Origin of the sequence: Micromonospora sp. NPDC093277, assembly GCF_044765245.1 — a bacterium.
Lineage (GTDB): Bacteria > Actinomycetota > Actinomycetes > Mycobacteriales > Micromonosporaceae > Micromonospora.
Genome location: NZ_JBIWJO010000014.1, coordinates 1 through 26,625, shown reverse-complemented (window position 1 = coordinate 26,625; position 26,625 = coordinate 1). Strand labels below are relative to the sequence as shown.

Sequence of the window (26,625 nt, the reverse complement as noted above, 5' to 3'; positions counted from 1 at the left end):
CCCACGATGATCAGTAAGCTCGGCGGCACCCGCCGGTGTTCCTCGGCGGCGCCGAGGTGCGACGTCGACCAGGAGAAAGAACCATGGACCTGCTGCCCGAGACCGCCCGACGGGTCGACGCGCTGGTCGCCCGGGCCCAGTCCGAGGGGCGCGGCCCCTCGGTCGCCCTCGGGGTGGTCCGCGACGGCAGCCTCGCCCACCTCGCGCTCGCCGGCGACCATCCCACCCCCGACGCGGACCTTCAGTACCGGATCGGCTCGATCAGCAAGACCATGACCGCGGTGCTGGTGATGCAGCTGCGCGACGCCGGCCGACTGTCCCTGGACGACCCGCTGGACAAGCACCTGCCCGGTACCCCGGTCGGCGCGCTCACCGTGCGCCAGCTGCTCGGGCACGCCAGTGGCCTGCAGCGCGAGCCGGACGGCCGGTGGTGGGAGCGGACCGAGGGCGCCGACCTGGCCACCCTGGTCGCCGGGCTCACCCCGGAGAAGATCGCCCACCCGCCGCACCACACCTACCACTACTCCAACCTGGCGTACGGCCTCCTCGGCGGAGTGCTGGAGCGGATCACCGGGACGCCCTGGGCGGAGCTGCTCCGGGAACGGATCCTCGAACCCCTGGGCATGCTGCGCACCACCTACCACCCGACCGAGCCGTACGCCCGGGGCTACGTGGTGCACCCCTGGCACGACACGCTGCGCGAGGAGCCGCGTACCGACACCGGGGCGATGGCGCCCGCCGGCCAGCTCTGGTCGACCGTCACAGACCTCGCCCGTTGGGCGGCGTTCCTGGCCGACCCGGCCCCGGACGTGCTCGCCCCGGCCACGCTCGCCGAGATGTGCTCCCCCGTCGTGATCGACGACGCCAACACCTGGCGCAGCGGGCGCGGCCTCGGCCTGGGCCTGCACCGCGAGGGGGAGCGGGTGTACGTGGGCCACGGCGGCTCCATGCCCGGGTACGTCGCCACAGTCGAGGTGCACCGGCCGAGCCGCACGGGCGTGGTCGGCTTCGCCAACTCGTACGGGTTCCGGACCGGGTCGCTGGGCGCGCTCGGCCTACGCGTCCTGACCACCGTGCTCGACGCCGAGCCGGTCGCGGCGGCGCAGTGGCGCCCGGCCACCGCCCCGCCGCCGGCCGAGGTGGCCGAGCTGACCGGGCGCTGGTGGTGGATGGGCACCGCCCTCGACCTGAGCTGGGACACCGACTCCGGCCGGCTGGTGGCGCACCGGCGCGGCATCGAGGTGACCCGATTCGCGCCAGAAGGACGGGACCACTGGCGGGGCCACGGCGGCGAGGAGGACGGCGAGATCCTCACCGTGCTCCGGGACCAGACCGGTCAGCCGGTCGCCCTGGACATCGCCACCTTCGTCTTCACCCGTACCCCCGACCAGGAGCCCTGACCGGGGCGCCGCACCAGCGGCTACGACGGCTCCGTGACGAAGTCGATCAAACGCTCCATCGCGTTGATCAGCGGCGTCTCCACGTCGGCGAAGCTGTTCACCCGGGACAGGATGCGCCGCCACAGGTCCGCCGGCTCGGCCACCCCGAGCGCCGCGCAGACCCCCTCCTTCCAGGGCCGCCCGGGCGGCACCACGGGCCAGGCCGGAATGCCCAGCGCCCGCGGCTTCACCGCCTGCCACACGTCCACGTACGGGTGGCCGGTGACCAGAACGTGCGGCGAGGTCACCGCCGCCACGATCCGGCTCTCCTTCGAGCCCGGCACCAGGTGGTCGACGAGCACACCGAGCCGCCGACCCGGCCCCGGGTCGAACCCGCGCACCTCGGCCGCCAGGGCGTCGATGCCGTCCAGGGGCTCCACCACCACGCCCTCGATGCGCAGGTCGTCGCCCCAGATCCGCTCCACCAGCGCCGCGTCGTGCACGCCCTCCACCCAGATCCGGCTGGCCTTGGCGACCTGCGCCCGGACATTGTCGACCGCGATCGAGCCGGAGGCGGTGCGCCGCCGGGCCGCGGGCACCGGGGCGCGAGCCGGTCTGCGCAGGGTGACCGGCCGGCCGTCGAGCAGGAACGCGGCGGGCAACAGCGGGAAGTTGCGCCGCCGGCCGTGCCGGTCCTCCAGCACCACCGCGCCGGCCTCGAATCCGACGACCGCGCCGCAGAACCCGGAGTCCGCGTCCTCGACGACCAGGTCCGGCTCGGCGTCCACCTCCGGGACGGCCTTCCGCCGCCGCCAGTCCCCCGCCAACACGTCCCCGCCATACCTCCCCGCCATGTCGCCCACGCTAACCACCCGCCCGCCAACCGCCCTGCCGACGCGCCGTCACACCGCTTCGATCATGGAGTCGTGGCACCGAACAAAAGCCGTGGACGACGCGAAGCAGGCGCCACGCCTCCATGATCGGCGGGGGTCGTCGGGCGGGAGCAGGGCACGAGAAACGGGCGAAGGGGGTAAGTGGGGGCAGGTCACGCGGCGGGTGCGGCAGCCGAGACAGGGGCGGTGGGGAGCACGTACCCTTTCGGCATGTCCTCCCCCGCAGCGGGCGCGGCCACCCTGGCTCCGCGCCGGTCGAGCCGGTTCGTTGCCTGGGTACGCGCCTGGCGGGCCGGCCTGGTGCCCTTCGACGAGGTCGCCGACGAGATCGCCGGCGACGAGGAGCACCTGGTCGCGGACGCCCCCGGCGCCTGGACCGACCTGCCCCTGCGGGAGGCGCTGCCCAGCCTGGCGAAGCTCTCCCCGGACGAGATCCGCCTCGTGCTGCCCGCCCCCGGCGACCCGCGCGGGCTGCCCGGCCCCGGCGACTTCGCCGGCGCCGCGCTGCTCACCGGCGAGGCGGTGGTGGCCAGCGGTCTCGGCCTCGTCCCGGAGGTACGCAGCCACACCTCCGGGTCGGGCATGACCTGGGAGACCGTGCTCTGGCGGGTGTACCCGCTGCCGCCCGACGCGCCGAAGGCGTCCCTCGCGGTGCCCGGCGCGGCCGAGGCGGAGGCCGAACTGGCCGCCGTGCTCGCCGAGACGACCGCCGCGCTCACCCGGCTCGACGTGGCGCAGTGGCGACCCGAACTGGCCGGTGCCCTCGCCGCGCTGCGCCGCCCCGACGGCACCACCGACCTGCCGCCCGGATTCGACCCGCGGGCGCGCCGGCTGTTCGCCCGGGCGGCCGTGCTGGACCGGGTGCTCGCCCTGGCCGGGGAGAGCGCCCCGGGCGGCGCGGTGAACACCTACGAGGCACAGCAGCGGGACGCGGCGCTGCGCCCGCTGACCACCGCCTGCCGGCAGGCCCTGGTGGCCGCCTGCAACGCCCCGCTGCGCCCCTGAACGCCGGCCGTCGGCCCGCCCAGCCTCAGATCTCGTCGATCAGATCGGCCACCGAGTTGACGATCCGCGACGGCCGGTACGGGTAGCGTTCCGCCTCCGCCCGGGAGCTGATCCCGGTCAGCACCAGGATCGTCTCCAGGCCCGCCTCCAGGCCACAGAGGATGTCGGTGTCCATCCGGTCGCCGATCATCGCGGTGCTCTCCGAGTGCGCCTCGATGGTGTTCAACGCCGAACGCATCATCATCGGGTTGGGCTTGCCGACGAAGTACGGCTCCACCCCGGTCGCCTTGGAGATCATCGCGGCCACCGAGCCGGCGGCCGGCAGCGCGCCCTCGACCGACGGGCCGGTCGCGTCGGGGTTGGTGCAGATGAACCGGGCCCCGTCGTCAATCAGCCGGATCGCCTTGGTGATCGCCTCGAAGCTGTAGGTGCGGGTCTCCCCCAGCACCACGTAGTCGGGGGCGAAGTCGCTCAGCACGTACCCCACCGCGTGCAGGGCCGTGGTCAGCCCGGCCTCACCGATCGCGTACGCGGTGCCGCCCGGGCGCTGGTCGGCCAGGAACTGGGCGGTGGCCAGGGCCGACGACCAGATCGCCTCCTCCGGCACGTCCAGCCCCATCCGGGCCAGCCGCGCCTGCAGGTCACGCGGGGTGTAGATCGAGTTGTTGGTCAGCACCAGGAAGGGCTTGCCGGAGGCACGCAGCTTCTTGATGAACTCGGGCGCGCCGGGCACCGGCTGGCCCTCGTGCACCAGCACGCCGTCCATGTCGGTGAGCCAGCTCTGCACCGGCTTGCGGTCTTGCATGTGTCGTCCCCAGGGGTGTCGGGAGGTCGGTCAGGCTCCGGGCCGGCGAGCCGGGGGCACGCAGCACGCCGTCGGGCAGGTGTCCCACATCGGCAGCTCACCGAGGCGGCGACGCAGCCGCTCGCCGTCCGGGGTGGTGCGTTCCAGGACCAGTTCGCGCACCATCGCCACGAACCGGGGGTCGGTGCCGGGGGTACCGGCGCGGACGAAGTCCAGGCCGAGCTGCTTGGCCGTGTCGAGGGCCTCGGTGTCCAGATCCCAGACCACCTCGAGATGGTCGGAGACGAACCCGATCGGGCTGACCACCACGGCGGTCACCCCCTGCCCGGGCAGGGTGGCGAGGTGGTCGTTGATGTCCGGCTCCAGCCACGGCACCTGCGGCGGCCCGGAGCGGCTCTGCCAGACCAGGTCGTACGGCAGGTCGGGCGCGGCGGCGGCGTGCACCAGCCGGGCCACCTCGGCGAGCTGCGCGGTGTACCGGCCACCGTGCGGGCCGGCGGTGGCGGCCATCGAGGTGGGGACGGAGTGGGCGGTGAAGACCAGCCGGGTGCTGTCCCGTCGGGCCGGGTCGAGCTGGGCCAGCGCGGCCCGCACCGCGTCGGCGTGCGGCTGGACGAAGCCGGGGTGGTCCCAGAACTGGCGCAGCTTCTCGATCACCGGGGCGTCCGGGCCGACCGCCGCCCGGGCCGCGGCGATGTCCTCCTGGTATTGACGGCAGGACGAGTAGCCGCCGTACGCGCTGGTGACGAAGGCGAGAGCCCGCTTGACGCCGTCGTCGCGCAGCTGCGCCACAGTGTCGGCGAGCATCGGGTCCCAGTTCCGGTTGCCCCAGTAGACCGGCAGGTCGACACCGTTGCCGGCGAAGTCCGCCCGGATCGCCGCGAGCAGCTCCCGGCACTGCTGGTTGATCGGGGACACCCCGCCGAAGTGCAGGTAGTGCTGGACCACCTCTTCGAGCCGCGCCGGGGGCACGCCCCGCCCCCGGGTCACGTTCTGCAGGAAGGGCCGCACGTCCTCCGGCCGCTCCGGTCCGCCGAAGGAGACCAGCACCAACGCGTCGTACGCCATGCCGCCCATTCTCCCCCGACCGCCGTGACGGCCCCGCTCGGGGCGTCCGAGGGTGTCAAGAGGGGGCCCCTGCTCTACCGGAAACGTTAAGCAGGGGCCCCTCCTTACACCTCAGGAGCCGAGCGCGTGGTAGCCGCCGTCGACGTGGACGATCTCGCCGGTGGTGGCCGGGAACCAGTCGGACAGCAGCGCCAGGCAGGCCCGGGCGGTCGGCTCCTGGTCGGAGAGGTTCCAGCCGAGCGGGGCCCGCTCGGCCCAGGCGTCCTCGAACTGCTCGAAGCCCGGGATGGACTTGGCGGCGATGGTACGCAGCGGGCCGGCGGCAACCAGGTTGCTGCGGATGCCCCGCTTGCCCAGGTGCAGCGCCAGGTAGCGGGAGGCGGACTCCAGCCCGGCCTTGGCCACGCCCATCCAGTCGTACACCGGCCAGGCCTTGGTGGCGTCGAAGGTGAGGCCGACCACCGCGCCGCCCGCCGACATCAGCGGCAGCGCCGCCATGGCCAGGGACTTGTACGAGTACGTCGAGACGTGGATCGCGGTGGCCACGTCCTCCCACGGCGCGTCGAGGAAACCGCCGCCGAGGCAGCTCTGCGGGGCGAACCCGATCGAGTGCACCACCCCGTCCAGGCCGTCGACGTGCTCACGGACCTTGTCGGCCAGGCCGGCCAGGTGCTCCTGGTCCGTCACGTCCAGCTCGATCACCGGGGCCGGCTCGGGCAGCCGCTTGGCGATCCGCTCGACCAGGGAGAGCCGGCCGTAGCCGGTGAGCACGACCTGCGCGCCGTTCTCCTGGGCGAGCTTCGCCACGGAGAAGGCGATCGAGGCGTCGGTGATGACGCCGGTGACCAGCAGCCGCTTACCGGCCAGCAGTCCGGACATTTAGCAGTTCCTCCGTGTTTCTCAGTGACCCATGCCCAGGCCGCCGTCGACCGGGATGACAGCGCCGGAGATGTACCCGGCCGCGTCCGAGGCCAGCCAGGCGACCACGCCGGCGACCTCCTCCGGCTCGGCGAACCGGCCGGCCGGGATCGCCTTGCGGTATTCGGTGCGCCGCTCCTCGGGCAGCGCGGCCGTCATGTCGGTGTCGATGAAGCCGGGCGCGACCACGTTCGCGGTGATGTTGCGGCTGCCCAGCTCACGGGTGATCGAACGGGCCACACCCACCAGGCCCGCCTTGCTGGCCGCGTAGTTGACCTGACCGACGCCGCCGTAGAGGCCGACCACCGAGGAGACGAAGATCATGCGACCCCACCGGGCCCGGAGCATCTTCGTCGAGGCCCGCTTGGCGCAGCGGAACGCGCCGGTCAGGTTGGTGTCGAGCACCCGGGTGAACTGTTCCTCGGACATCCGCATCAGCAGCGTGTCGTCGGTGATGCCGGCGTTGGCCACCAGCACCTCGACCGGGCCCAGCTCGGCCTCGATCGCGGCGAACGCGGCGTCGACCGACTCGGCGTCGGTCACGTCGCACTTCACGCCGAACAGCCCCGCCGGGGCGTCGCCGCTGCGGTGGGTCACCGCCACCCGGTCACCCTGCTTGGCGAAGGCCTGCGCGATGGCCAGGCCGATCCCCCGGTTTCCGCCGGTCACCAGCACGGTACGGGCCACGGTTCCCCCTCTTGCTCAGCTGATCTCGCCGGTCGGAGCCTAGGCGTTACCGGCAGGTAAGCGCTAACCCGAGCAGGTCACACCGGGGTATGACACCGGGCCTCACCCCATGGCGGGACGACGATGACGCCGCCGGCCCCGTACCCTTGCCGCTGGTGGAGCAATCGTGGGTCCGAACCTGGCGGCAGGCGCTGTGGCGTACCGTCCGGGGTCCGGACGTCCCGCCCGCCCGGCTGCCGCTGGAGCGCTGGCCCCGGTTGGCCCGGTTCCTGCGCCAGGCCGGCCTGCCCGCCCTGGTCGGCCTGTTCGCCGCCACCCTCGCCTGGGAGAACAACCGGCACCTGCCCGGGGTCGTGGCGTTCCTGTTCGCGGGGCTGACCATCGCGCCGCTGCTCGCGTTGCCCCGGCGACCCCTGCTCGCCTGGCGGCTCACCATGGTCGCGCTGATCACCTGCACCTTCAACGCCCCGCCCCGGGCGCCCTGGCCGTGGAGCCCGGTGCTGGTTCTCGGGTCGCTGCTCGTGCTCGCGGTGGTGGCCGCCCGGGTGGACCGGCAGGTGCTGGTCTGGGTCGGGGTGATCACCACGGTGCCGGTCGTCACCCTGGTCAACGCCAACAACCGGGCCGGCGTCATGCTGCTGGTGCTCGCCCTGCTGGTCCTCGGCGACCTGGTACGGGGCAACCGGGCCTCCCGCCGGGCGCTGGCCGAGCAGACCGAACTCAGCGAGCGGGAACAGGAACGCCGGGCGGTGCTGGAGGAACGCGCCCGCATCGCCCGGGAACTGCACGACGTGGTCGCCCACCACATGTCGATGATCGCCGTGCAGGCGGAGACCGCGCCGTACCGCCTCGCCGACGTGCCGGACGGCGCCCGAGCCGAGTTCACCGCCATCGCCGGCTCGGCGCGGGAGGCGCTGACCGACATGCGCCGCCTGCTCGGCGTGCTGCGCAGCGAGTCGACCGGTCCGCAGACCGCACCGCAGCCCGGCCTGGCCGACGTCCCGGCGATGGTGGACGCCGCCCGCCGGGCCGGCCTCACCGTCACCCTGGACGCCCCCGCACCGGCCGCCGGGGCGCCCGCGCCGGTCGGGCTGGCCGCGTACCGGATCGTGCAGGAAGGGCTCGCGAACGCCGCCCGGCACGCGCCCGGGACCGCGGTGCGGGTCAGCCTGCGCCCCAGGCCGCGCGCCCTGGCGGTCCGGGTCGAGAACACCGCCGCTCCGGCCGGCCCGACCGCCACCGAGCGGGGCGCCGGGCACGGCCTGACCGGGATGCGCGAACGAGCCCTCGCGTTGGGCGGTACGTTCGCCGCCGGGCCACTCGACGGCGGCGGGTACGCCGTCGACGCGCTGCTGCCGTACGACGGGGAGGACGGGGACCGATGATCCGGGTATTGATCGCCGACGACCAGGCGATGGTCCGGCAGGGTTTCGGGGCGCTGCTGGCCGCCCAGCCGGACCTGCTCGTGGTCGGGGACGCCGCCGACGGTGCGGCGGCGGTGACGGCGGCCCGCCGGCTGGACCCGGACGTGGTGCTGATGGACGTGCGGATGCCGGTGCTGGACGGGCTGGCCGCCACCCGCCAACTGCTCGGCGACCGCCGCGCGGACCGGCCCCGGGTGCTCATCCTGACGACCTTCGACCTGGACGACTACGTCTACGAGGCGCTGCGCGCCGGGGCGAGCGGGTTCCTGCTCAAGGACGCCCCCGCCGCCGACCTGGTGCACGCGGTCCGCGTGGTGGCGGCCGGCGACGCACTGCTCGCGCCGACCGTGACCCGCCGACTGATCGCCGAGTTCGCCGCCCGCCCCGGGCACCGCCGACCCCGACCGACCGCCCTGGCCGGACTGACCCCCCGGGAGACCGACGTGCTGCGCCTGATCGCCCGGGGCCGGTCCAACGTGGAGATCGCCGCCGACCTGGTGGTCGCCGAGCAGACGGTCAAGACCCACGTCGGGCGGATCCTGGCCAAGCTCCAGCTCCGCGACCGCGCCCAGGCCGTGGTCGTCGCGTACGAGACGGGTCTGGTGGCCGCGGGCGAGTAGTCCCCACGTAGCACCCCGGGAACCACCCCACGGGGTGACGATCTTCGGCCCGTCCCCGCCGCACGATCCCGCCGGAGCACCATCCGGAGGGAGACGACGATGCGCTGGACCCGATCCGCCCGGGCGGCACTGACCGTGCTGCTCGGCCTCGGCCTGCTGCTGCCGGACCGGCCCGCCCCGCCGGCACCGGCCGCGTATGTCGAGGCGTATCCGCTGATCGCGGCGCGGCTACGGGCTGCCGGGCCGCCGTACGAGGGCTGGGCCGCGGCCGGTCGGCGGTTCCTGGTCTTCGATCCGCACGGCGACGGCCTCGCGGTGGAGGTGCTCGGCGACCTGGCCACCGCCGACCGGATCGCGGTGCTGGTGCCCGGTGTGGGCAGCACGCTGCGCGACTTCGACCGGGGGCTGGGCGGCGTGGCACGGCGCGCGCCGGCCCGGCAGGGGGCCGAGCTGTACGAGGCGCTGCACGCCCGGACACCCGACGCCCGGGTCGCGGTGCTGGTCTGGCTCGGCTACCACCCGCCCGGCGGGGTGACGACCGCGGCCGGCCCGACCGCGGCCCGCCGGGGCGCCGACGCCCTCCTGGCGCAGCTGCGGGTGCTCGCCGCCCGCCGCCCGGACGCCACGGTGACGCTGGTCGGGCACAGCTACGGGGCGCTGGTCGTCGGCCTCGCCGCCCGCCGGTCACCGGCGGGGGTGACCGACGTGGTGACGCTCGGCGGGGTGGGCGTCGGCGTGGACCGGGCCGGCGACCTGGCCCGGGTACGTATCTGGGCGGCGGAGTCGCCCACCGACTGGATCCGCCGGGTGCCGGAGGTACGGCTGCCCGGGCTCGGCCACGGCGTCCGCCCGGGCGACCCGGCCTTCGGCGCGCGACCGCTGCCGACCGCCGGGGTGACCGGCCACGACGGCTACCTGGCGCCCGGCAGCGCCACGACGGCCGCGGTGGCATCGGTCGTGCTCACCGGCACCACCGAAAGGGCGGTGGCCCCGTGAGCGCGAGGAGCGAGCCGGGCCTGCGAGCCCCGCAGTCGCGAACAAACGACAATCCCGTGAGCGCGAGGAGCGAGCCGGGCCTGCGAGCCCGGACGCTGTGCGCCGTGCCGCCGCCGGTGCGGCGGGACCGGGTGGTCGACGCGCTGCGGGCGTACGCGATCGGCGGCGTGGTGCTCGGGCACTGGCTGGTCACGGCGCTCGTGCTGGCCGCCGACGGGACGCTGCACACGGCCAGCCCACTGACCGAGCTGCCGGCCCTGGCTCCGGCCACCTGGCTGCTGCAGACCCTCGGCCTGTTCTTCTTCACCGCCGGGTACGCGGCCACCCGATCGCTGGCCCGGTACCCGCACGGCGCCGGGCGCTGGCTGGCCCGCCGGCTGGGCCGCCTCCTCCGCCCGATGCTGGCGCTGCTCGGCATCGGGTCCGGGCTGCTGCTGGCCGCGATCGTCCTGGGCACCCCGGACGGCACCCTCGCCGCGGCGGTCACGCTGGCGGTCAGTCCGCTGTGGTTCCTGCTTCCGCTGGTGGCGCTCTCCGTGCTGACCGGGCCGCTGCGGGCGGCCGTACGCCGGTGGGGTCCGCTGCGCTGCGCCGCCCCGGCGGTGGCCGTGGTGGCCGCCGCCGACCTGGCCGCCCGGATGCTGCCGGCGGCCCCCGGGCGGCTGCCGGTTGCCCTGCTGGCCGCGTGGGCGGTGCCGTGGCTGCTGGGGATCGCGCACGCCGACGGGCGGCTGACCGGTTCCCGCCCGGCCGCCGGACTGGCGGTGGCCGGCGGCGGGGTGCTCGTCGGCCTGCTCGCGCTCGGCTACCCGGCCAGCGCCGTGGGGGTGCCCGGCGCGGAGATGTCGAACCTGTACCCGCCGTCGCTGTTCGCCGTCGCGCTGGCGGTGGGCCAGATCGGCCTCGCGCTGCTGGCCCGGCCCGCGCTGACCCGGCTGCTGGACGGGCTCCGGCCGGCGCGGCTGGTAACCGTGGTGAACCGGGAGGCAATCGGGATCTATCTCTGGCATCAGCCGGTGCTGCTCGCGGTGACCGCGCTCACCGCGCGCCTCGGCCGCCCGCTGCCGGGACTGCACACCGCGCCGACGGGCCTCGGCTGGGTGGCCGTCCGGATCTGCTGGCTGCCACTGTTCGCCCTGGTCCTGGCCGCGCTGCTGGCACCGCGACGCGGGCCGTCGGGTGGCCACTCCGGCCCGGGCCGCCGGCACCCGGTCGCCCGAGTGTCGGGCGGCGGTACGGCGGGTGTACGCTGATCCCGTTCGCGGGTTGCAGTTCACCCGCCTTCCGGAGCCCCGCCGACCGCAGGAGGTGATCGCTGTGCGAGATAGCGATCCTTCCAGTCGTGGCCGGGCCCAATGTCAGCCCCGCTGAGCCACGACTCAGTCGCCGAGCTGACCCAGCTTCCCGCGCCTCCGCACCGCCCGTCTCCCTGACCGAACGGCCGGGGGTGATCGTGCTTCGCGACCCGACGGGCCGCCCGTGGAGGAGCACCCCGGTCACGACTCTCGTGTGCGTACGCCCCGATCCACCCTGCGGCCCGGCCGTCGAGCCCGGACCGCCGTCGCCACGGAGCACTCCCATGAGCCGTTACGTCGCCCCACTGGGCTTCACCCTCGCCGCCGTCTGGGTGGCTGTCCTCTTCTTCCTGACCGGCGCCCGCTGACCGCGCCGGTCGGGGCGTACCCGACCGGCAGCTACCCGAGATCGCCGATCGGCCGGCCCCGGCCGTCCCGCCTCAGATCAGGCGCGACGACCAGAGCAGGCTCAGCCCACCGGCGCAGAGGGCGAAGAGCAGCGCGATCCCCGCGTACCACTGGGTGACCTCGCGCGGCTCGGTCCGGAACCCGATCGAGCTGCCCATGTCCTGGTAGACCCGCTTCAGCTCGGTCACCGAGGCCGCCTCGTAGAAGTAGCCCCGGGTGGTCTCCGCCAGCTGCGACAGCGCAGTGCGGTCCACCGGCACCCGCTGCAGCTGGCCGCCGATGTCCACCTGACCCGAGTCGGTGCCGAACGCGATGGTGGAGACCGGCACGTTCGCCGCCTGCGCGGCGGCCGCCGCCTCCTCCACCGACCGCCCCGAAGTGCGGTAGCCGTCGGAGAGCAGCACGATCCGGGCCGGCGGGATGCCCGCCGCACCGTCCGCGGGCACCGTGCGGATCGCCTCCAGGCAGGTGAAGACCGCCTCGCCGGTGGCCGTCGCCTCGGCCAGCACGAGCCCGTCGATGGCGGTGGTCACCGCGGCCCGGTCCTTGGTCGGCGCGACCAACACGTTCGCCGACTTCGCGAAGGAGACCAGGCCGAGGTTGTAGGTCTGCGGCAACTCCCCGACGAACTGCTTCGCCGCCTCCTGAGCGGCCTCCAGCCGGTTCGGCGCGACGTCGTCGGCCTGCATCGACAGCGACACGTCGATGGCGAGCATCACGGTCGCCCGTTCCAGGGGCTCCCTGGTGTCCACCGCCGGCCGGGCCAGCGCGGTGGCCAGCACCAGCAGGCAGAGCAGGAACGCGGTGGCCGCCGCGTGCCGCCGCCAGCCCAGGCCCTTGGGCGCGAGAGTACGCAGCAGGTCGACGTTGGTGAACCGCATCGCGTACGACCGGCGGTGCAGCTGCCGCCAGACGTACGCGGCGGCCAGGGCGAGCACCGGCAGCACGGCCAGCAGCCACCACGGTTGCAGAAAACGGATCATCGGGTCGTCCCTCGGGTCCGGGCGTGCCGCTGCGCGGCGACGAACCGCACCATGTCCAGCAGCCAGTCTCGATCGGTGCGCAGCCGCAGGTGGGCCGCGCCGGCGGCGCGCAGTTCGGTGGCGATGGCCGCGCGCTGGGCGGTCGCCGCCTCGGCGTACCGGCGACGCAGGCCCGGATCGGCGGTCTGCACCTCGTGCAGCTCCCCCGACTCGGGATCCACCACCGGCAGCACCCCCACGTCGGGCAGCTCCAGCTCACGCGGGTCGACCACCTCGACCGCCAGCACGTCGTGCCGGACCCGCAGCTTACGGATCGGCCGGCCCCACTGCTGCGGCGGTGCGAGGAAGTCGGAGATGACCACCACCAGGCCGCGCCGGCGCGGCGGCCGGTTGAGCATGTCGACCAGCGCCCCGAGGTCGCTGCGCCCGGGACGGATCTCGGTGCCGGCGATCGCCCGGAGCAGCCCCTGCGTCTCCTTGCGGCCGCCCCGGGCGGGCAACCGCAGCAGCGTACCGGTGCCCGCCTCCGGCGGAGCGCCCCGCCACCGGCCGGTCCGCGACTGCCGGGCGGAACTCCCCGCGCTCGCGGCGACGCCGGTGCCGATCACCGCGCCGATCCGGTTGCCGCCGCGGACGGTCAGGTGGGCCAGGGCGGCCGCGGCGGCGACCACCACGTCCCGCTTCAGCCACCGCCCGGTACCGAAGTCCAGGCTGGCCGACAGGTCCACCGCCAGCCAGGTCTCCAGCTCCCGGTCGGCCACGGTCCGCCGGACGTGCGGCAGCGTCGTCCGCGCGGTCACCGGCCAGTCCATCCGGCGTACGTCGTCGCCGGGGCGGTACTCGCGGGACTCCCCCGCCTCGCTGCCCGGCCCGGGCAGCAGCCCGGCGTAGTCGCCCTGGAGCAGACCGTCGAGCTTGCGGGTGACCATCAGCTGCAACCGGTCGAGGGCGGCGCCGGAGCGGTCGCCGCCTGCCGGCAGCCGGGTGGGTGGGGTCACGGGCGCTGCCCGGGCCAGCCGTTCCCCTGCGGGACGGCCGGTGACGGCGTCGCCTGCTGCCGGGGCGCCACCGCCGGCAACGGGATGGTCGACATCACCCGGTGCACGATGTGGTCGGCCGGTACGTCGTCGGCGAGCGCGTCGTAGCTGAGCACCAGCCGGTGACGCAGGATGTCCGGGGCGATGTCCTGCACGTCCTGCGGCAGCGCGTAGTCCCGGCCGCGCAGCAGCGCCAGCGCCCGGCTGGCCCGGACCAGGCCGAGCGAGGCACGTGGGCTGGCACCGTACTGGATGAGCTGCGCCACGTCCGGCATGCCGTGCTCGGCGGGGGCGCGGGTGGCGAGGACCAGCCGGACCGCGTAGTCGACCAGGGCGTTGTGCACGAAGACCTGGTCGGCCTTGTGCTGCAGCGCGATCAGGTCCGGGGTGTCGAAGACCCGGGACGGCTCGGGCGGCGTCACACCCATCCGGTAGACGATCTCCCGCTCCTCCGCGTCGGTCGGGTAGCCCACCACGATCTTCATCAGGAAGCGGTCCCGCTGCGCCTCCGGCAGCGGGTAGACACCCTCCTGCTCGATCGGGTTCTGGGTCGCCATCACCAGGAACGGGTCCGGCACCCGGTGGGACTCCCCGCCGATCGACACCTGGCGCTCGCTCATCACCTCCAGCAGCGCCGACTGCACCTTCGCCGGCGCCCGGTTGATCTCGTCGGCGAGCAGGAAGTTCACGAAGACCGGGCCCAGCTCGACGTCGAACTTCTCGCTGGACTGCCGGTAGATCCGGGTGCCCATGATGTCGGCCGGCACCAGGTCCGGGGTGAACTGCACCCGGGCGAACGAACCGCCGACCACCTTCGCCAGGGTCTCCACCGCGAGCGTCTTGGCCACGCCGGGCACCCCCTCCAGCAGGCAGTGCCCCCGGGCGAGCAGGGCGACGAACATCCGCTCGACCATCCGGTCCTGGCCGACGATCACCCGCTTGATCTCGAACAGCGCCCGTTCCAACAGGGTGGCGTCCTGAGCCGGGGTGGTGCTCGGTGGCGCGCCCGGCGCGGCCTCGGTCGGAATCGGGGCGTCGGGCGTGGTCGGCTGGGCCACCGGTCCTCCACAGCTTGGTCGTCGCGGCGTGTGCGTACCAAGACTGTCATGCCCGGCTGAGAGCCGAGGGTGGGAGAGGGACGATTTCCGCCGCGCCGTCCCGCTCCACGGAAAACGCTGAACACGGGTGGACAACCACGGGTCCGGCGTGTGTACGATTCACCCGTCGCCGGGCGGCTCCCCCCGTGGCCGCCCGGCGCTAAATCTCCCGGGGTGCAAGCTCTAGAATCACCCCGGTGACCACTCCCACCCCCGCCGACGAGGTGCTGATCTGTTCGGCGCGGGGGTGCGGCGCCCCCGCCGTCTGGGCGCTGCGCTGGAACAATCCCCGCCTGCACGACGCCGAGCGGCGCAAAACCTGGCTGGCCTGCGCCGACCATCGTGAATCGCTCGGCGCCTTCCTCGACGCGCGCGGCTTCCTGCGCGAGGTGGTGGCGGTGCCGCAATCGCCTACGCTCGAACCGTGAGCGAGCGGAGCGAGCGCAGGGACCATCCCGGTGAACGGTGACGACCTCGCCGGCCACCCGCCGGCCCCGCCCGGCCCCCTGGAGCCCTGGCCGGCCACCGTCCGATGGCAGCCGATCTCCCGCGACCTGATCTGGGTGGAGCTGATCCGGCTCGGCATCCTGGTCGCCGCGGTGCTGATGGTGCTCGCCGTGGCCTGGGCGGTCACCGGTCACTGGCTGCTCGGCGCCGCCCTCGGCCTGGTCCTGCTGCTGGCGGCCTGGCGCACCGTCACCATCGTCCGCGCCGTGCACGCCTGGGGGTACGCCGAACGCGCGGACGACCTGCTGGTCCGGCACGGGCTGCTGGTGCGGCGGCTCTCCATCGTGCCGTACTCGCGGATGCAGTTCGTCGACGTCACCGCCGGGCCGCTGGAGCGCGCGTTCGACCTGGCCACCGTCCAGCTGCACACGGCTGCGGCGGCGAGCGACGCCCGGGTGCCGGGACTACGCCCCGCCGAGGCCTCCCGGCTGCGGGACCGGTTGACCGCGCTGGGCGAGGACCGGGCGGAGGGACTATGAGCCACGGCCCGGCCGACCCGGGACCTGGCACTCCACCGCCGTACCCGGGCGACGACGACCGGCGCTCGCCGCCGTCATGGCCGCCGGCACCGGGACACGCCGGTCCTGCCCCTACGGCGAACGGACAGCCCGGACCGTTCCCACCCGGCCCCGGACAGCCCGGACCGTTCCCACCCGGCCCCGGACAGCCCGGACCGTTCCCACCCGGCCCCGGACAGCTTGGCCCGGTTCCACCCGGTCCCGGGCAGTTCGGGCCGGGCCCTTGGCCGGGGCCCGGCTGGCCGGCGTACCCGGCCTCGCCGGCGCCCGGCGGGGAGGAGCCGCGGCAGCGGCTGCACCCGCTCAGCCCGGCGCTGCACGGCGCCAAGTCGCTGGTCGTGGTGATCGCCGGCCTCTCCTGGTCGACCCTGTCCCGGGTCGGGTTCGGCTGGTTCGCCGCGCTGGTCACCGTCTTCGCGCTCGCCGCCACCGTGCTGGCCGTGGTCAGCTGGTGGAACACCGGCTACCACCTGGTGGGCCGGGAGCTGCGGGTGCACGAGGGGCTGATCTGGCGGCGTACCCGGGCGATCCCGCTGGAGCGGTTGCAGGCGGTGGAGGTGGTCCGGCCGCTGTTGGCGCAGCTCACCGGGCTGGCCGAGCTGCGGCTGGAGGTGGTCGGCGGGGGCAAGACCGAAGCGCCGCTGGCGTACCTGAGCGTGGCCGAGGCCACCGCGCTGCGCCAGCGGTTGCTCGCGGTGGCCGGCCACGCCCACGAGGCCGCTCCGCCCGCCGCCGGCGAGCCGCCGGCACCCGCCCCGGCCGAACGCCGGCTGCACACCGTACGCAACGCGGACCTGCTGGTCAGCCAGCTGCTCACCCCGCAGGCGTTCCTGCTCCCGTTCGGCGTGGCCTTCGTGGTGGCGCAGTTCCTCTCCGAGGGGTCCTGGTCGTTCATCGCGGTCGCCAGCACGTTGACCGCGATGGCCGGCGTGCTGCTGCAACCGGTCCGCCGGGTCCTCGACGACTGGAGCTTCCGGCTCGACCGGGACGCCGACACGCTGCGGGTCCGCAACGGCCTGCTGGAGACCCGGGTGCAGACCGTGCCGCTGCACCGGGTGCAGACCGTCGGCGCCGCCTGGCCGCTGCTCTGGCGGATGAAGGGCTGGCTGCGGCTGCGGCTGGAGGTGGCCGGCTACTCGGCCGCCGAGCCGGACGACCGGAACCGGCCGGACCGGCTGCTGCCGGTCGGCGACGCGCACACCGGCGAGCTGATCGTCGCGGAGGTGCTGCCCGGCGTACGGCTGGATGCGCTGCCCACCACTCCGCCGCCCCCGCGGGCGCGCTGGCTGCGCCCGCTGACCCGTACGGCGATCGGCGCCGGCCTGGACGGGCAGGTCTTCGTCGCCCGGTCCGGGCTGCTGACCCGCCGGATGACGCTGGTGCCGTACGCCCGGATCCAGAGCGTGCGGGTCACCCAGGGCCCGGTACAGCGGTGGCTGCGGCTGGCCACGGTGCACGCGGACACCGCCGGCGGGTCGGGCGCGGCCGCGGCCGACCGTGACCTCGCCGAGGCATGGGACCTGGCGGCCGAGCTGACCGCCCGAGCGGAGGCGGCACGCCGGGCCGATCGAACCCGACGCCGCTGAGCCATCCGCCGTGCTGGTTCACGGAAAGAGTGGCCACTCCGCGAGGGATGGCCACTCTTTCCGTGAACGAGGGTGGATCTTGGGCGGGCGATGGGGGGACGAGCGGGGTCAGCGTTCGGCGGGGGCCGGGGCGGCGGGGGACGGGGCAGCGGGGGACGGCGGCTCCTCGGCGGGCGGTGACGCCGCGTGCCGGGTCCGCCGGGCCGACCACCAGCGCTCGGCCAGGCCGACGACCAGGAAGGTCAGCCCGACGTACGCCCAGCCGACCAGCACGTCGATCAGGTAGTGCTCGCCGCTGTAGATCAGGGTGAAGGTCATCGCCAGCGGGTACGCCAGCAGCAGCGGCCACCAGCGCTTCCGCAGCGAGCGCAGGAAGAAGAGCACCACGAACAGGGCGAACGCGGTGTGCAGCGAGGGCATCGCGGCGACCGGGTTGGAGGCGATCTGCCCGGCGTTGAGCAGGTTGCCCGCGCCGTGCATGCCCATCTCCTTCCAGCCCCGGGTGGAGATGCGCGCGACGTCGGTGAGCAGCCCGTTCTGGGCGGCCCACCACGGCGGGGCGGCCGGGTAGAGGAAGTAGGTGGCCAACCCGGCGGCGCAGAGGAAGCCCCAGCGCCGCATGTACGCCGCCCAGCGCGAGTGGTCGTGCAACCAGAGCACCGCCGCGGCGGCCAGCGTCGCCACGAAGTGCGAGAAGTAGACCCAGCTGACCAGCACGTCCCACCAGCGCACCTCGGCTTGGTAGAGGTGCTGCTGGAGCCAGATCGTGGGCACCTCGCCGCCGGTGGCCCAGCCCATCAGGAACCGGTCGGCGACGATCAGCTCCATGGCGTGCGGCGTCGCGCCGTCGTCGGCGAACCCGCGGGAGAGGTTGTACCCGACCAGCAGCACCACCACCGGAATCCAGTCCCGGGCGAAGCGCAGGTGGCTGCGCCACGGCCGGGCGGAGTGCCAGGCGATGGTGCCCGCCCAGATCCAGACGAAGGCGTACGCGGGGTCGGTCGGCAGGCCGATGCCGAGCCAGGCGGCCACGAAGGCGACCCCCCAGATCGTCATCGCCACCACCCGACGGCGTCCACCGGGGGGTGAGGCGGGGGCATCGGTCCGGGCGGGGAGCTTGGGGTCTGTCAGGACGGCCATCGGAGTCAAGGTTAACGGCGCGCTACGCATCGACGGACGCCGACCACCCGTCGGTGGCCCGCGGCCCGCCGGGCCGGGCGGCCCGGCCTCGGCTCGTCTAGGCTCGAACGTATGCAGGAGCAGCCGGAGTCGCCCTTCGCGCCGGGCCTGACCGCCCGGATCGAGCTGACCGTCACCGACGCCGACACCGCGCAGGCGGTGGGCTCCGGTGACGTGCCGGTGCTCGGCACACCCCGGGTCCTCGCCCTGGCCGAGGCGGCGACCGTGGCGGCCACCGCGATCCGGATGCCACCCGACTCGACGACCGTCGGCGTCCGGGTCGAGCTGGAGCACCGCGCGGCCACGCCGGTCGGGCGGACGGTGACCGCCGGGGCCCGGCTCGCGAAGGTCGACGGCCGGCGGCTGCTGTTCGAGGTGACCGTCACAGACGGCGACGAGGTCGTCGCCGAGGGCCGGGTCGAGCGCGTGCTGGTCGACCGGCGACGCTTCGTCGAGCGCGCCTCCCGCGCCTCATGACCGCCCGGTTCGTCGAGGTCGCCGACCGCGTCCACGTGCTGCGCGAGCCGCTGCTGCACGTCAACGCGACCCTGGTGGTGGGCGACGGCGCGGCGCTGCTGGTGGACACCCTCTCCACCGCCGGGCAGGCCCGGGAGTTGGCCGGGGCCGCCCGGACGGTCACCCCGCACCCGTGGACGATCGTCAACACCCACCACCACTTCGACCACTGCTTCGGCAATGCCACCCTGGCCGCCGACCCGCCCCGCCCGGTGTACGCGCACGAGCTGACCGCCACCGCGTTGCGCGACCGCCCCGACGAGCTGCGCCGGGCGGCGTACGAGGAGATGCGTGACGAGCAGCCGGAGCTCGCCGCCGAGCTGGCCCGGACCGAGCTGCTGGCTCCGACGCACGCGGTGCGCGTCGAGACCGTGCTCGACATCGGCGGCCGGCGGGTGGTGCTGCGTCATCCCGGTCACGGGCACACCGACGCCGACCTCGTGGTGCACGTGCCGGACGCGGACGTGCTGGTCGCCGGCGACCTGGTGGAGCAGAGCGGGCCACCGGCGTTCGAGGAGTCGTACCCGATCCAGTGGCCGGACGCGCTGGCCGACCTGCTCCGCCTCACCACGCCCGACACGGTGGTGGTGCCGGGGCACGGCGCACCGGTCGACGTGGACTTCGTCCGGGCCCAGCACGCCCAGCTGGCCCAGCAGGCCTGGCTGATCCGGGCCGGCCACACCGGCAACGCACCGCCGGAGCGGGTGGCCGCCGAGTCGCCGTTCGGCGCCCGGCCCGGCCTGATCGCCGCCCGCCGCGGCTACGCGGAACTCGACGGCACCGCCTGACCCCGCGCCGGGTGGGTCAGGCGGGGAAGCGGGCGGTGACGGCGGCACGGGTGGGCATCGAGGTGGCGCCGCCGGGGGCCTCGCAGACCAGGCCACCGACGCGCAGGGCGAAGGCGACCCGGTCCCGCCAGCCGATCGGGTCCACCGGCTCGCCGGCCGCGAGCAGCTCGGCGATGAGCGCGCCCATCACCGAGTCCCCGGCGCCGGTCGCGTCCACCGCACCGACCTTCGGTGCGGGCACGCGTACCACGTCGTCGGCGGCCGCCACCAGGGCGCCGGCCGCGCCGAGGGTGACCACCACGGTGCCCGCGCCCAACTCCCGCAGGTACGCGGCGACCCCCTCCTCCGGCTCGCCGGGATAGAGCACGGCCGCGTCGGCGGCGCTCAGCTTCACCAGGTGGGCGCTGGCGGCGAACTCCGCGACCACCTCGCGCAGCGCGGCCACGGCGCCGGGCCCGTCCATCAGCCGGGTGCGCACGTTCGGGTCGAACACCCGCAGCGCCCCGGCGATCGACCAGGCCCGCCGGGCGGCGGCCAGCACCGGCGGGTCGAGCAGCACGATCGAGCCACAGTAGAGCACCTGTGCGCCCTCGATCAGGGGCACGCTCAGGTCCTCGGCGGTGAGCAGGGCGTACGACCGGGGTTCGCCGTAGAAGCGGAAATCCGGTTCGGGGCCGGCGAAGGTGGCCACCGCCAACGCGGTCGGGGCCGGTACGGTGACCACCCCGGCCAGCCCGACGCCCGCCTCGGCGAGGAACGCCCGGATCCGCTCCGCGAGCGCGTCGTCGCCCAGCGACCCGACGAACTGCACGTCGCCGCCGAGCCGGGCCACCGCCACGGCCACGTTGAGCGGTCCCCCGCCGATCGCCTGTCGATAGACGGGCTGCCCGTCGTACTCGGCGTCGAGCAGGTCGACCAGCGCCTCGCCGAGCACCACCGCGTACCCCATCCTGACTCCCTCCGTTCGTGGTACCTCCGATCCTGACGCATTGCGGGGCATGGCGCGCGGGGACGACCGGACGCCGCACGACGGGACCAGAGTCATCGACGTACAACTATTGCGCGCGGCGCGGCGACGTGATGGGATGGCCCTTGCCGGAGTGGTGCGGGGGGCTGCCGCGCCGCCCGGCCGCCGGGTCAGCCGACGCGAGGGCACACCGGTCCGTGACACGGACCGCCGATGGTGTATGCCCAGCCGGCCCCGGCCAGCGCCGGGCATGCACCGCGATCGTCGCATCCGCTCATCCGGCGGGGCGGACCGGTGCGGTCACGCCCCGCGAGTCAGGAGAAGTCGTGCACCGATCCCGTATGGCCGCGTTGCTCACCGCGGCCGCCACCACCCTGGCCGCGGGCGTCTTCGCCCTGGTCACCACCTCCAGCCCGGCAGCCGCGCACGGCGCGGCGATGAAGCCGGGCGCCCGGACCTACCTGTGTTGGAAGGACGGTCTCAGCCCGCAGGGTGACATCCGGCCCAACAACCCCGCCTGCGCGGCAGCGGTCGCGCAGAGCGGAACGAACTCGCTGTACAACTGGTTCAGCGTGCTGCGCTCCGACGCGGGCGGCCGGACCGTCGGCTTCATCCCCGACGGCCAGCTGTGCAGCGGCGGCAACACGGGCTTCAGCGGCTACGACCTGGCCCGCAACGACTGGCCGATCACCCACCTGACGGCCGGGCGGACCATGGAGTTCAACTACAGCAACTGGGCCCACCACCCGGGCACCTTCTACTTCTACGTCACCAAGAACACCTGGAGCCCGACCAGGGCGCTGGCCTGGAGCGACCTCGAGGACCAGCCGTTCCTGACGGTGACCAACCCGCCGCAGAGCGGCGCGGTCGGCACCAACGACGGGCACTACTACTTCAACGGCACCCTGCCGTCGAACAAGAGTGGCCGGCACATCATCTACTCCCGCTGGGTCCGCTCGGACAGCCAGGAGAACTTCTTCGGCTGCTCCGACGTGACCTTCGACGGTGGTAACGGCGAGGTGACCGGGATCGGCTCGGGCGGCAGCAACCCGCCGCCCACCACGGCGGCTCCCACCCCCACCCGCACGACTGCGCCGCCGACGACGGCCCCGCCGACCACCGCCCCGGCGACCACGCCGCCGCCGGCCGGTGGCAGCTGCATGGCGGTCTACGCGGTGACCAACTCTTGGCAGGGTGGCTTCCAGGCCGAGGTCACGATCATGAACCACAGCTCCCAGACGTACGGCGGCTGGACGGCGAACTGGACCCTGCCCAGCGGGCAGAGCATCAGCCAGCTGTGGAACGGCAACCTGACCACGAGTGGGTCGTCGGTGACAGTCACCAACGCCTCGTTCAACGGCACCATCGCGCCGAACGGCACCACCACGTTCGGCTTCCTGGCCAGCACCTCGGGCAGCAGCAGCGTGCCGACGGTCACCTGCACCGGCCGGTGACCTGACGCGCACCCGCACCTGAATGAAGAGGGCCCCCGGTAATTCCGGGGGCCCTCGTTCACTCCCGCGTCAGCGGACCATGCTGCCGACGACGGGCTTGGTCAGCAGGGCCGACTGGTTGCGCTGGATGCCCGGGTCGAGGGTCTTGGCCACGAAGATGGCGTGCCAGATGCAGAAGATCAGCACGGTCCACACCTTGCGGGAGTGGTCCGCCTCCTCCCGCTTGTGCTCGTCCAGCAGCCGCATCGCGTACGACAGGTCGATCAGGTCGCCCGCGCCGGAGGTGGCCAGCACGTGCCGGGCCCACTCGTACATCTCGCCGCGCAGCCACACCCGGGTCGGGGTGGGGAAGCCGAGCTTCTTGCGGTTGACGATGGCCGGCGGCACGACGCCCTGCAGCGCCTGCCGCATGGCGTACTTGGTGGCCTCCGAGCGGGGCGGCAGCTTCAGGTCGACCGGAATGCCCGCCGCCACGTTGAACACCTCCCGGTCCAGGAACGGCACCCGCACCTCCAGCGAGTGCGCCATCGAGATCCGGTCGGCCTTGACCAGGATGTCGCCGCGCAGCCAGGTGTAGAGGTCGACGTACTGCATCTTGGTGACGTCGTCCAGCTCCATGCACTCGGCGTAGATCGGCGCGGTGACGTCGGTGTAGCGCACCGAGGGGTCGTAGCGGCGCAGCAGGTGCTGCTTCTCCTCCTCGGTGAACATCCGGGCGTTGCCGTAGTAGCGGTGCTCGATCGGGGTGGTGCCGCGTTCCAGGAAGCTCTTGCCCTTCACGCCCTGCGGGATGGCCTTCGAGACCGCCCGCAGGCCCTTCTGCACGCCGCCCGGCAGACCGTTGACGCCGGCCAGCGAGAGCGGCTCCCGGTAGATCGTGTAGCCACCGAAGAACTCGTCGGCGCCCTCGCCGGAGAGCACCACGGTGACGTGCTCGGCGGCCTTCTTCGCGACGAAGTAGAGCGGGACCAGGGCCGGGTCGGCGACCGGGTCGTCCAGGTGCCAGACGATCTTCGGCAGCGCCTCGATCATGTCCTGCGGCCCGATCTTCGTCGGGATGGTGGTCACGTCGAGGTGCCGGGCCGAGTCCTGGGCGACGTCGATCTCGGAGTAGCCGGGCACGTCGTACCCGACGGTGAAGGTGAGGATGTTCGGGTTGAACTCCCGGGCCAGCGCGACCACCGCGGTGGAGTCGATGCCGCTGGAGAGGAACGAGCCGACCGGCACGTCCGAGCGCATGTGCATCCGGACGCTCTCCCGCAGCGTCTCCCGGATGTCGTGGTAGAGCCGCTGCTCGTCGGCCACCGGGGCCGGGTGGAACACCGGCCGGTACCAGCGGCGCACCTCGATCCGGCCGCCCGGGGTCCAGGTCAGGTACTCCCCCGACCCGATCCGGCTGATGCCCTTGTGCAGGGTGCCCGGCTCCGGGACGTACTGCAGGGTCAGGTAGTGGCTCAGGTTGGCGGTGTCGATCCCGGCGTCGCCCTGGTACGCCGACTGCGCGAACGGCAGCAGCGCCTTCTTCTCGGAGGCGAGGTAGAGGCCGTCCTGCGTCTCGAGGTAGTGCATCGGCTTGATGCCGAAGTAGTCGCGGGCGCCGAAGGCACGCCGCTCCTGCCGGTCCCAGATCACGAAGGCGAACATCCCGCGCAGCCTGGTGAGCACCTGCTCACCCCAGTAGTGGAAGCCGGCGACGATCACCTCGCCGTCGCCGTTCGTGGCGAACTGGGCGCCGTAGTCCCGGATCAGCTCGTCCCGCAGCTCGATGTAGTTGTAGATCTCGCCGTTGAAGGTGAGCAGGTAGCGGCCGTTCGCATAGGGCAGCGGCTCGTGGCTGAGCGCCACGTCGATGATCGCCAGCCGCTTGTGCGCGAACACCCCGTCCGCGTACTGCCCGGTCGCGTCGCCGACCACCTCGACCCCGGTCTCGTCCGGGCCGCGGTGGTGCAGGCACTCCAGTGCGCTTGCGATGTGGTCGCGGTGGGCGGCGGCGTCACCGCGCGCGCTGAAGAAAGCAAGGAGTCCGCACATGATGGCCATCTTTCCACGCGGCTGGAGCGGCCGTCGCGGCACCGCATGCTCTCCCTGCTCCCGTGCGCGCGGTACGGTCTGGACCAGCGACGAGGCTCAGGGAGGGCGGATCATGGCCGAGGAGCGGACCCAGCCGGGCAAGCCGGCGGACGGCACCGAATCGCACGACCCGGACTTTCCGGAGGCGTTCCTGGCGTTCATGCGGCAGGGCTGGCGGGACACCGAACTGCCGGTGGGTCCCCGCCCGGAGGTGCCCAACTACGCCAAGCGACGCGCCGCTGTATCCGCGGCCTTCCCCGGGGAGACGCTGGTCATCCCGACCGGCAACGAGAAGGTACGCGCCAACGACACCGACCACCCGTTCCGGGCGGGCAGCGACTTCGCGTACCTGACCGGCGACCTCGAACCGGACAGCGTGCTGGTGCTGCGCCCCAACGGCGACGCCATGCTCTACATGCGGCCCCGGTCGTCCAGGGAGAACGACGACTTCTTCCGCAGCCGCAACGGCGAGCTGTGGGTGGGTCGCCGGCCCACGCTGCGCGAGAGGTCGACCGAGCTGGGGCTGCCCACCGCCGATCTGACCGAGCTGAACGCGGCCCTGGCCGACCTGGCGCCGGGGCGTACCCGGGTGCTGCGCGGCTTCGACGCCCGGGTGGACGCGGCGGTGCGGCCGTACGACGGCGCCCGCCTCGACGGGCAGCCGGGGCGGGACCGGGAGCTGGCGATCGCCGTCTCGGAGTTGAAGCTGGTCAAGGACGAGTGGGAGATCGCGCAGCTCCAGGAGGCGTGCGACGCCACCGTCCGCGGCTTCGAGGACGTGGCCCGGGCGCTGCCGGCCGATCGCGGCGTCTCGGAGCGCCTGCTGGAGGGGGTCTTCGCGCTGCGCGCCCGGCACGACGGCAACGACGTCGGGTACGGCTCGATCGTCGGCGCCGGCGAGCACGCCACGATCCTGCACTGGGTGCACAACCACGGTGCCACCCGCCCCGGTGAGCTGCTGCTGATGGACATGGGCGTGGAGAACCGCAACCTCTACACCGCGGACGTCACCCGGGTGCTGCCCGTCAACGGACGCTTCACCCCGCTGCAGCGCCAGGTGTACGACGCCGTCTACGCCGCCCAGCAGGCCGGCATCGACGTGATCAAGCCGGGCGTGGCGTTCCGAGAGGTGCACCTGACCGCCATGCGGGTCCTCGCCCAGGCGTTGAAGGACCTCGACCTGCTGCCGGTCAGCGTCGATGAGGCGATGGACCCTTCCTCGACCGTCTACCGCCGTTGGACCCTGCACGGCACCAGCCACATGCTCGGCATCGACGTGCACGACTGCGCCAACGCCCGCAAGGAGGCCTACCGGGACGGGCCACTCGGCGAGGGCTACGTGCTCACCGTCGAGCCGGGGCTGTACTTCCAGCCGGAGGACGAGCTGGTTCCGGAGGAGCTGCGCGGCATCGGCGTCCGGATCGAGGACGACATCCTGGTCACCGCCGACGGCGCGGTGAACCTCTCGGCCGGACTGCCGCGTCGCTCCGACGAGGTGGAGACGTGGCTGGCCGAGCAGCGCGAGGCCGGTCCGCGCCTGCCCGGCTGATCGTCGACCCTACGATTTCTGACGGCGGGCCTCACCGCCCGGCTGCCTGCGACGTTTCCGTCGTTGTGCCGCCGGTGGTGGGGCCCGCCGCTGTTTGTGCGCGCTCGGCACCCGTCGTCACCCCACGCGGCTGATGGTCGTCACCCGCCTCGTGTGAGGCGAATGTGTGGTTTTTTCAGATACGTCCGCCTCATGAGGATCCTTCTCATAACGTCTGGATCAGAGGCTACAACCGGTTTGTAGCTGGTCGCCCCGCCAGGGGCGGTGCGACCCCTTTGTGTAACCGAAAGGGCGGAAGGCTCTGATGTCCAACGACGTAACCAATTCCGACGGCGGGGCCCCGATGACCCCTCCGACGAGCAGGCGGCGGGCGCTCTGGGTCGCCACCGGCGTGGCCGGGCTGACCGGCGTTGTCGGTCTGGCGGCGCTGGGTGGCCTCGCCGCTCGGAACGACAAGCCCAACGACGCGCAGCGCGTCGCCGAGAACCACGCGGCCGCGCCGCAGAACGCGAGCGACGTCGGAAACAGCGACGAGAAGCGCGATGGCCAGGACGAACAGAACCAGGAAGACAAGCAGGGCAAGGACGGCAAGGACCGCGATGTCAAGGACGAGCAAGGGCGGGTGCGGGAGGTGCCTTGCCGGAACGACGAACTGGTCGAGGCCGTCGACCGGGCCAACCGGGAGTTCGGCGGCGCCTTGAAGCTGACTCGCGACTGCGTCTACGACCTGAGCAGGTTCGACGAGAAGTCCGGCACGGCCCTGCCGACGATCCGGCAGGAGATCACCATCTGGGGCAACGGCGCCACCATCAGGCGGGACTCGCGGGACGCGTTCCGGCTCTTCCGGGTCGCCGACGGCGGTGACCTCACCCTCAA

At 73.7% G+C, this 26,625-nt stretch carries 24 protein-coding genes and 1 pseudogene; 14 read left to right on the top strand and 11 right to left on the bottom strand.

Annotation, left to right across the window (positions count from 1 at the left end):
- Positions 1 to 83: 83 nt before the first annotated feature.
- The gene (locus tag ACIRG9_RS26260; protein WP_402861200.1) at positions 84 to 1,400 is read left to right on the top strand and encodes a serine hydrolase domain-containing protein; all 1,317 of its coding nucleotides are present in this window, start codon (positions 84 to 86) and stop codon (positions 1,398 to 1,400) included.
- A gap of 20 nt (positions 1,401 to 1,420) precedes the next feature.
- On the opposite strand, the gene ACIRG9_RS26255 is transcribed toward ACIRG9_RS26260, so the two are convergent.
- On the bottom strand, positions 1,421 to 2,233 hold the full coding sequence (locus ACIRG9_RS26255; RefSeq protein ID WP_402861197.1) for a DUF3097 domain-containing protein: 813 nt from the start codon (positions 2,231 to 2,233) through the stop codon (positions 1,421 to 1,423).
- Positions 2,234 to 2,482: 249 nt separating this feature from the next.
- Between ACIRG9_RS26255 and ACIRG9_RS26250 the strand changes: the two genes are divergently transcribed.
- Positions 2,483 to 3,277, top strand: a complete 795-nt coding sequence (locus ACIRG9_RS26250; RefSeq protein WP_402861194.1) for a hypothetical protein — start codon at positions 2,483 to 2,485, stop codon at positions 3,275 to 3,277.
- A 25-nt stretch (positions 3,278 to 3,302) separates the two neighbouring features.
- Here the strand turns inward: ACIRG9_RS26250 and ACIRG9_RS26245 are convergent, their stop codons facing one another.
- The 4 genes from ACIRG9_RS26245 to fabG all read right to left on the bottom strand — a co-directional run bounded on the left by ACIRG9_RS26245 (position 3,303) and on the right by fabG (position 6,755).
- Positions 3,303 to 4,082 (bottom strand): HAD-IIA family hydrolase, encoded by a 780-nt coding sequence (locus ACIRG9_RS26245; protein ID WP_402861191.1) that lies wholly within the window; start codon positions 4,080 to 4,082, stop codon positions 3,303 to 3,305.
- Between the two features lie 30 nt (positions 4,083 to 4,112).
- A complete protein-coding gene (locus tag ACIRG9_RS26240; RefSeq protein WP_402861188.1) occupies positions 4,113 to 5,150 on the bottom strand; it encodes a ferrochelatase in 1,038 nt (345 codons plus the stop codon).
- Positions 5,151 to 5,261: 111 nt separating this feature from the next.
- Positions 5,262 to 6,029 carry an enoyl-ACP reductase FabI gene (gene fabI, locus ACIRG9_RS26235; RefSeq protein WP_402861185.1) on the bottom strand — a complete coding sequence of 256 codons (768 nt, stop codon included), beginning with the start codon at positions 6,027 to 6,029 and terminating at the stop codon, positions 5,262 to 5,264.
- Between the two features lie 21 nt (positions 6,030 to 6,050).
- Positions 6,051 to 6,755, bottom strand: coding sequence for a 3-oxoacyl-ACP reductase FabG (gene fabG, locus ACIRG9_RS26230; protein WP_402861182.1), 705 nt, complete (start codon positions 6,753 to 6,755; stop codon positions 6,051 to 6,053).
- 155 nt (positions 6,756 to 6,910) lie between these two features.
- On the opposite strand from fabG, the gene ACIRG9_RS26225 reads away from it, so the two are divergent.
- The 4 genes from ACIRG9_RS26225 (at position 6,911) to ACIRG9_RS26210 (ending at position 11,048) form a co-directional block, all read left to right on the top strand.
- The gene (locus tag ACIRG9_RS26225) at positions 6,911 to 8,140 is read left to right on the top strand and encodes a sensor histidine kinase (protein WP_402861179.1); all 1,230 of its coding nucleotides are present in this window, start codon (positions 6,911 to 6,913) and stop codon (positions 8,138 to 8,140) included.
- Complete coding sequence (locus ACIRG9_RS26220) at positions 8,137 to 8,799, top strand: response regulator (protein WP_402861176.1); 663 nt, start codon at positions 8,137 to 8,139, stop codon at positions 8,797 to 8,799. The genes ACIRG9_RS26225 and ACIRG9_RS26220 overlap by 4 nt, the downstream gene beginning before the upstream one ends.
- A gap of 99 nt (positions 8,800 to 8,898) precedes the next feature.
- Positions 8,899 to 9,795 (top strand): alpha/beta hydrolase, encoded by an 897-nt coding sequence (locus ACIRG9_RS26215; RefSeq protein WP_402861173.1) that lies wholly within the window; start codon positions 8,899 to 8,901, stop codon positions 9,793 to 9,795.
- A gap of 56 nt (positions 9,796 to 9,851) precedes the next feature.
- Positions 9,852 to 11,048 carry an acyltransferase family protein gene (locus tag ACIRG9_RS26210; RefSeq protein ID WP_402861170.1) on the top strand — a complete coding sequence of 399 codons (1,197 nt, stop codon included), beginning with the start codon at positions 9,852 to 9,854 and terminating at the stop codon, positions 11,046 to 11,048.
- A 482-nt stretch (positions 11,049 to 11,530) separates the two neighbouring features.
- On the opposite strand, the gene ACIRG9_RS26205 is transcribed toward ACIRG9_RS26210, so the two are convergent.
- The 3 genes from ACIRG9_RS26205 to ACIRG9_RS26195 are packed head-to-tail and all read right to left on the bottom strand — an operon-like array spanning position 11,531 to position 14,576.
- Entirely contained in the window at positions 11,531 to 12,481 is a 951-nt protein-coding gene (locus ACIRG9_RS26205) for a VWA domain-containing protein (RefSeq protein WP_402861167.1), read from the bottom strand.
- Entirely contained in the window at positions 12,478 to 13,497 is a 1,020-nt protein-coding gene (locus ACIRG9_RS26200) for a DUF58 domain-containing protein (RefSeq protein ID WP_402861554.1), read from the bottom strand. The genes ACIRG9_RS26205 and ACIRG9_RS26200 overlap by 4 nt, the downstream gene beginning before the upstream one ends.
- A complete protein-coding gene (locus ACIRG9_RS26195; RefSeq protein WP_402861164.1) occupies positions 13,476 to 14,576 on the bottom strand; it encodes an AAA family ATPase in 1,101 nt (366 codons plus the stop codon). The genes ACIRG9_RS26200 and ACIRG9_RS26195 overlap by 22 nt, the downstream gene beginning before the upstream one ends.
- 236 nt (positions 14,577 to 14,812) lie before the next feature.
- Between ACIRG9_RS26195 and ACIRG9_RS26190 the strand changes: the two genes are divergently transcribed.
- The 3 genes from ACIRG9_RS26190 (at position 14,813) to ACIRG9_RS26180 (ending at position 17,226) form a co-directional block, all read left to right on the top strand.
- Positions 14,813 to 15,043, top strand: coding sequence for a hypothetical protein (locus ACIRG9_RS26190; protein ID WP_402861161.1), 231 nt, complete (start codon positions 14,813 to 14,815; stop codon positions 15,041 to 15,043).
- A 30-nt stretch (positions 15,044 to 15,073) separates the two neighbouring features.
- Positions 15,074 to 15,601, top strand: coding sequence for a PH domain-containing protein (locus ACIRG9_RS26185; RefSeq protein WP_402861158.1), 528 nt, complete (start codon positions 15,074 to 15,076; stop codon positions 15,599 to 15,601).
- Positions 15,602 to 15,933: 332 nt separating this feature from the next.
- Positions 15,934 to 17,226 (top strand): PH domain-containing protein, encoded by a 1,293-nt coding sequence (locus ACIRG9_RS26180; RefSeq protein WP_402861551.1) that lies wholly within the window; start codon positions 15,934 to 15,936, stop codon positions 17,224 to 17,226.
- Positions 17,227 to 17,334: 108 nt separating this feature from the next.
- Here the strand turns inward: ACIRG9_RS26180 and ACIRG9_RS26175 are convergent, their stop codons facing one another.
- Positions 17,335 to 18,366 (bottom strand): phosphatase PAP2 family protein, encoded by a 1,032-nt coding sequence (locus ACIRG9_RS26175; RefSeq protein WP_402861155.1) that lies wholly within the window; start codon positions 18,364 to 18,366, stop codon positions 17,335 to 17,337.
- Positions 18,367 to 18,477: 111 nt separating this feature from the next.
- Here ACIRG9_RS26175 and ACIRG9_RS26170 point away from each other — a divergent pair, with 111 nt between their 5' ends.
- Together ACIRG9_RS26170 and ACIRG9_RS26165 are read left to right on the top strand one after the other, a co-directional pair.
- Positions 18,478 to 18,882, top strand: coding sequence for a thioesterase family protein (locus ACIRG9_RS26170; RefSeq protein ID WP_402861152.1), 405 nt, complete (start codon positions 18,478 to 18,480; stop codon positions 18,880 to 18,882).
- Positions 18,879 to 19,709 carry an MBL fold metallo-hydrolase gene (locus ACIRG9_RS26165; RefSeq protein WP_402861149.1) on the top strand — a complete coding sequence of 277 codons (831 nt, stop codon included), beginning with the start codon at positions 18,879 to 18,881 and terminating at the stop codon, positions 19,707 to 19,709. The genes ACIRG9_RS26170 and ACIRG9_RS26165 overlap by 4 nt, the downstream gene beginning before the upstream one ends.
- Before the next feature lie 16 nt (positions 19,710 to 19,725).
- Here the strand turns inward: ACIRG9_RS26165 and ACIRG9_RS26160 are convergent, their stop codons facing one another.
- Positions 19,726 to 20,658, bottom strand: a complete 933-nt coding sequence (locus ACIRG9_RS26160; protein ID WP_402861146.1) for a carbohydrate kinase — start codon at positions 20,656 to 20,658, stop codon at positions 19,726 to 19,728.
- 359 nt (positions 20,659 to 21,017) lie between these two features.
- Here ACIRG9_RS26160 and ACIRG9_RS26155 point away from each other — a divergent pair, with 359 nt between their 5' ends.
- Positions 21,018 to 22,130: a lytic polysaccharide monooxygenase gene (locus ACIRG9_RS26155; protein WP_402861548.1), complete on the top strand. Its 1,113-nt coding sequence runs from the start codon at positions 21,018 to 21,020 to the stop codon at positions 22,128 to 22,130.
- Between the two features lie 69 nt (positions 22,131 to 22,199).
- On the opposite strand, the gene asnB is transcribed toward ACIRG9_RS26155, so the two are convergent.
- A complete protein-coding gene (gene asnB, locus ACIRG9_RS26150; protein ID WP_402861143.1) occupies positions 22,200 to 24,161 on the bottom strand; it encodes an asparagine synthase (glutamine-hydrolyzing) in 1,962 nt (653 codons plus the stop codon).
- Positions 24,162 to 24,273: 112 nt separating this feature from the next.
- Between asnB and ACIRG9_RS26145 the strand changes: the two genes are divergently transcribed.
- Both ACIRG9_RS26145 and ACIRG9_RS26140 read left to right on the top strand, forming a co-directional pair.
- A complete protein-coding gene (locus tag ACIRG9_RS26145; RefSeq protein WP_402861140.1) occupies positions 24,274 to 25,749 on the top strand; it encodes an aminopeptidase P family protein in 1,476 nt (491 codons plus the stop codon).
- Between the two features lie 304 nt (positions 25,750 to 26,053).
- Positions 26,054 to 26,625 (top strand): annotated as a pseudogene (locus ACIRG9_RS26140) (hypothetical protein); the annotation flags it as partial.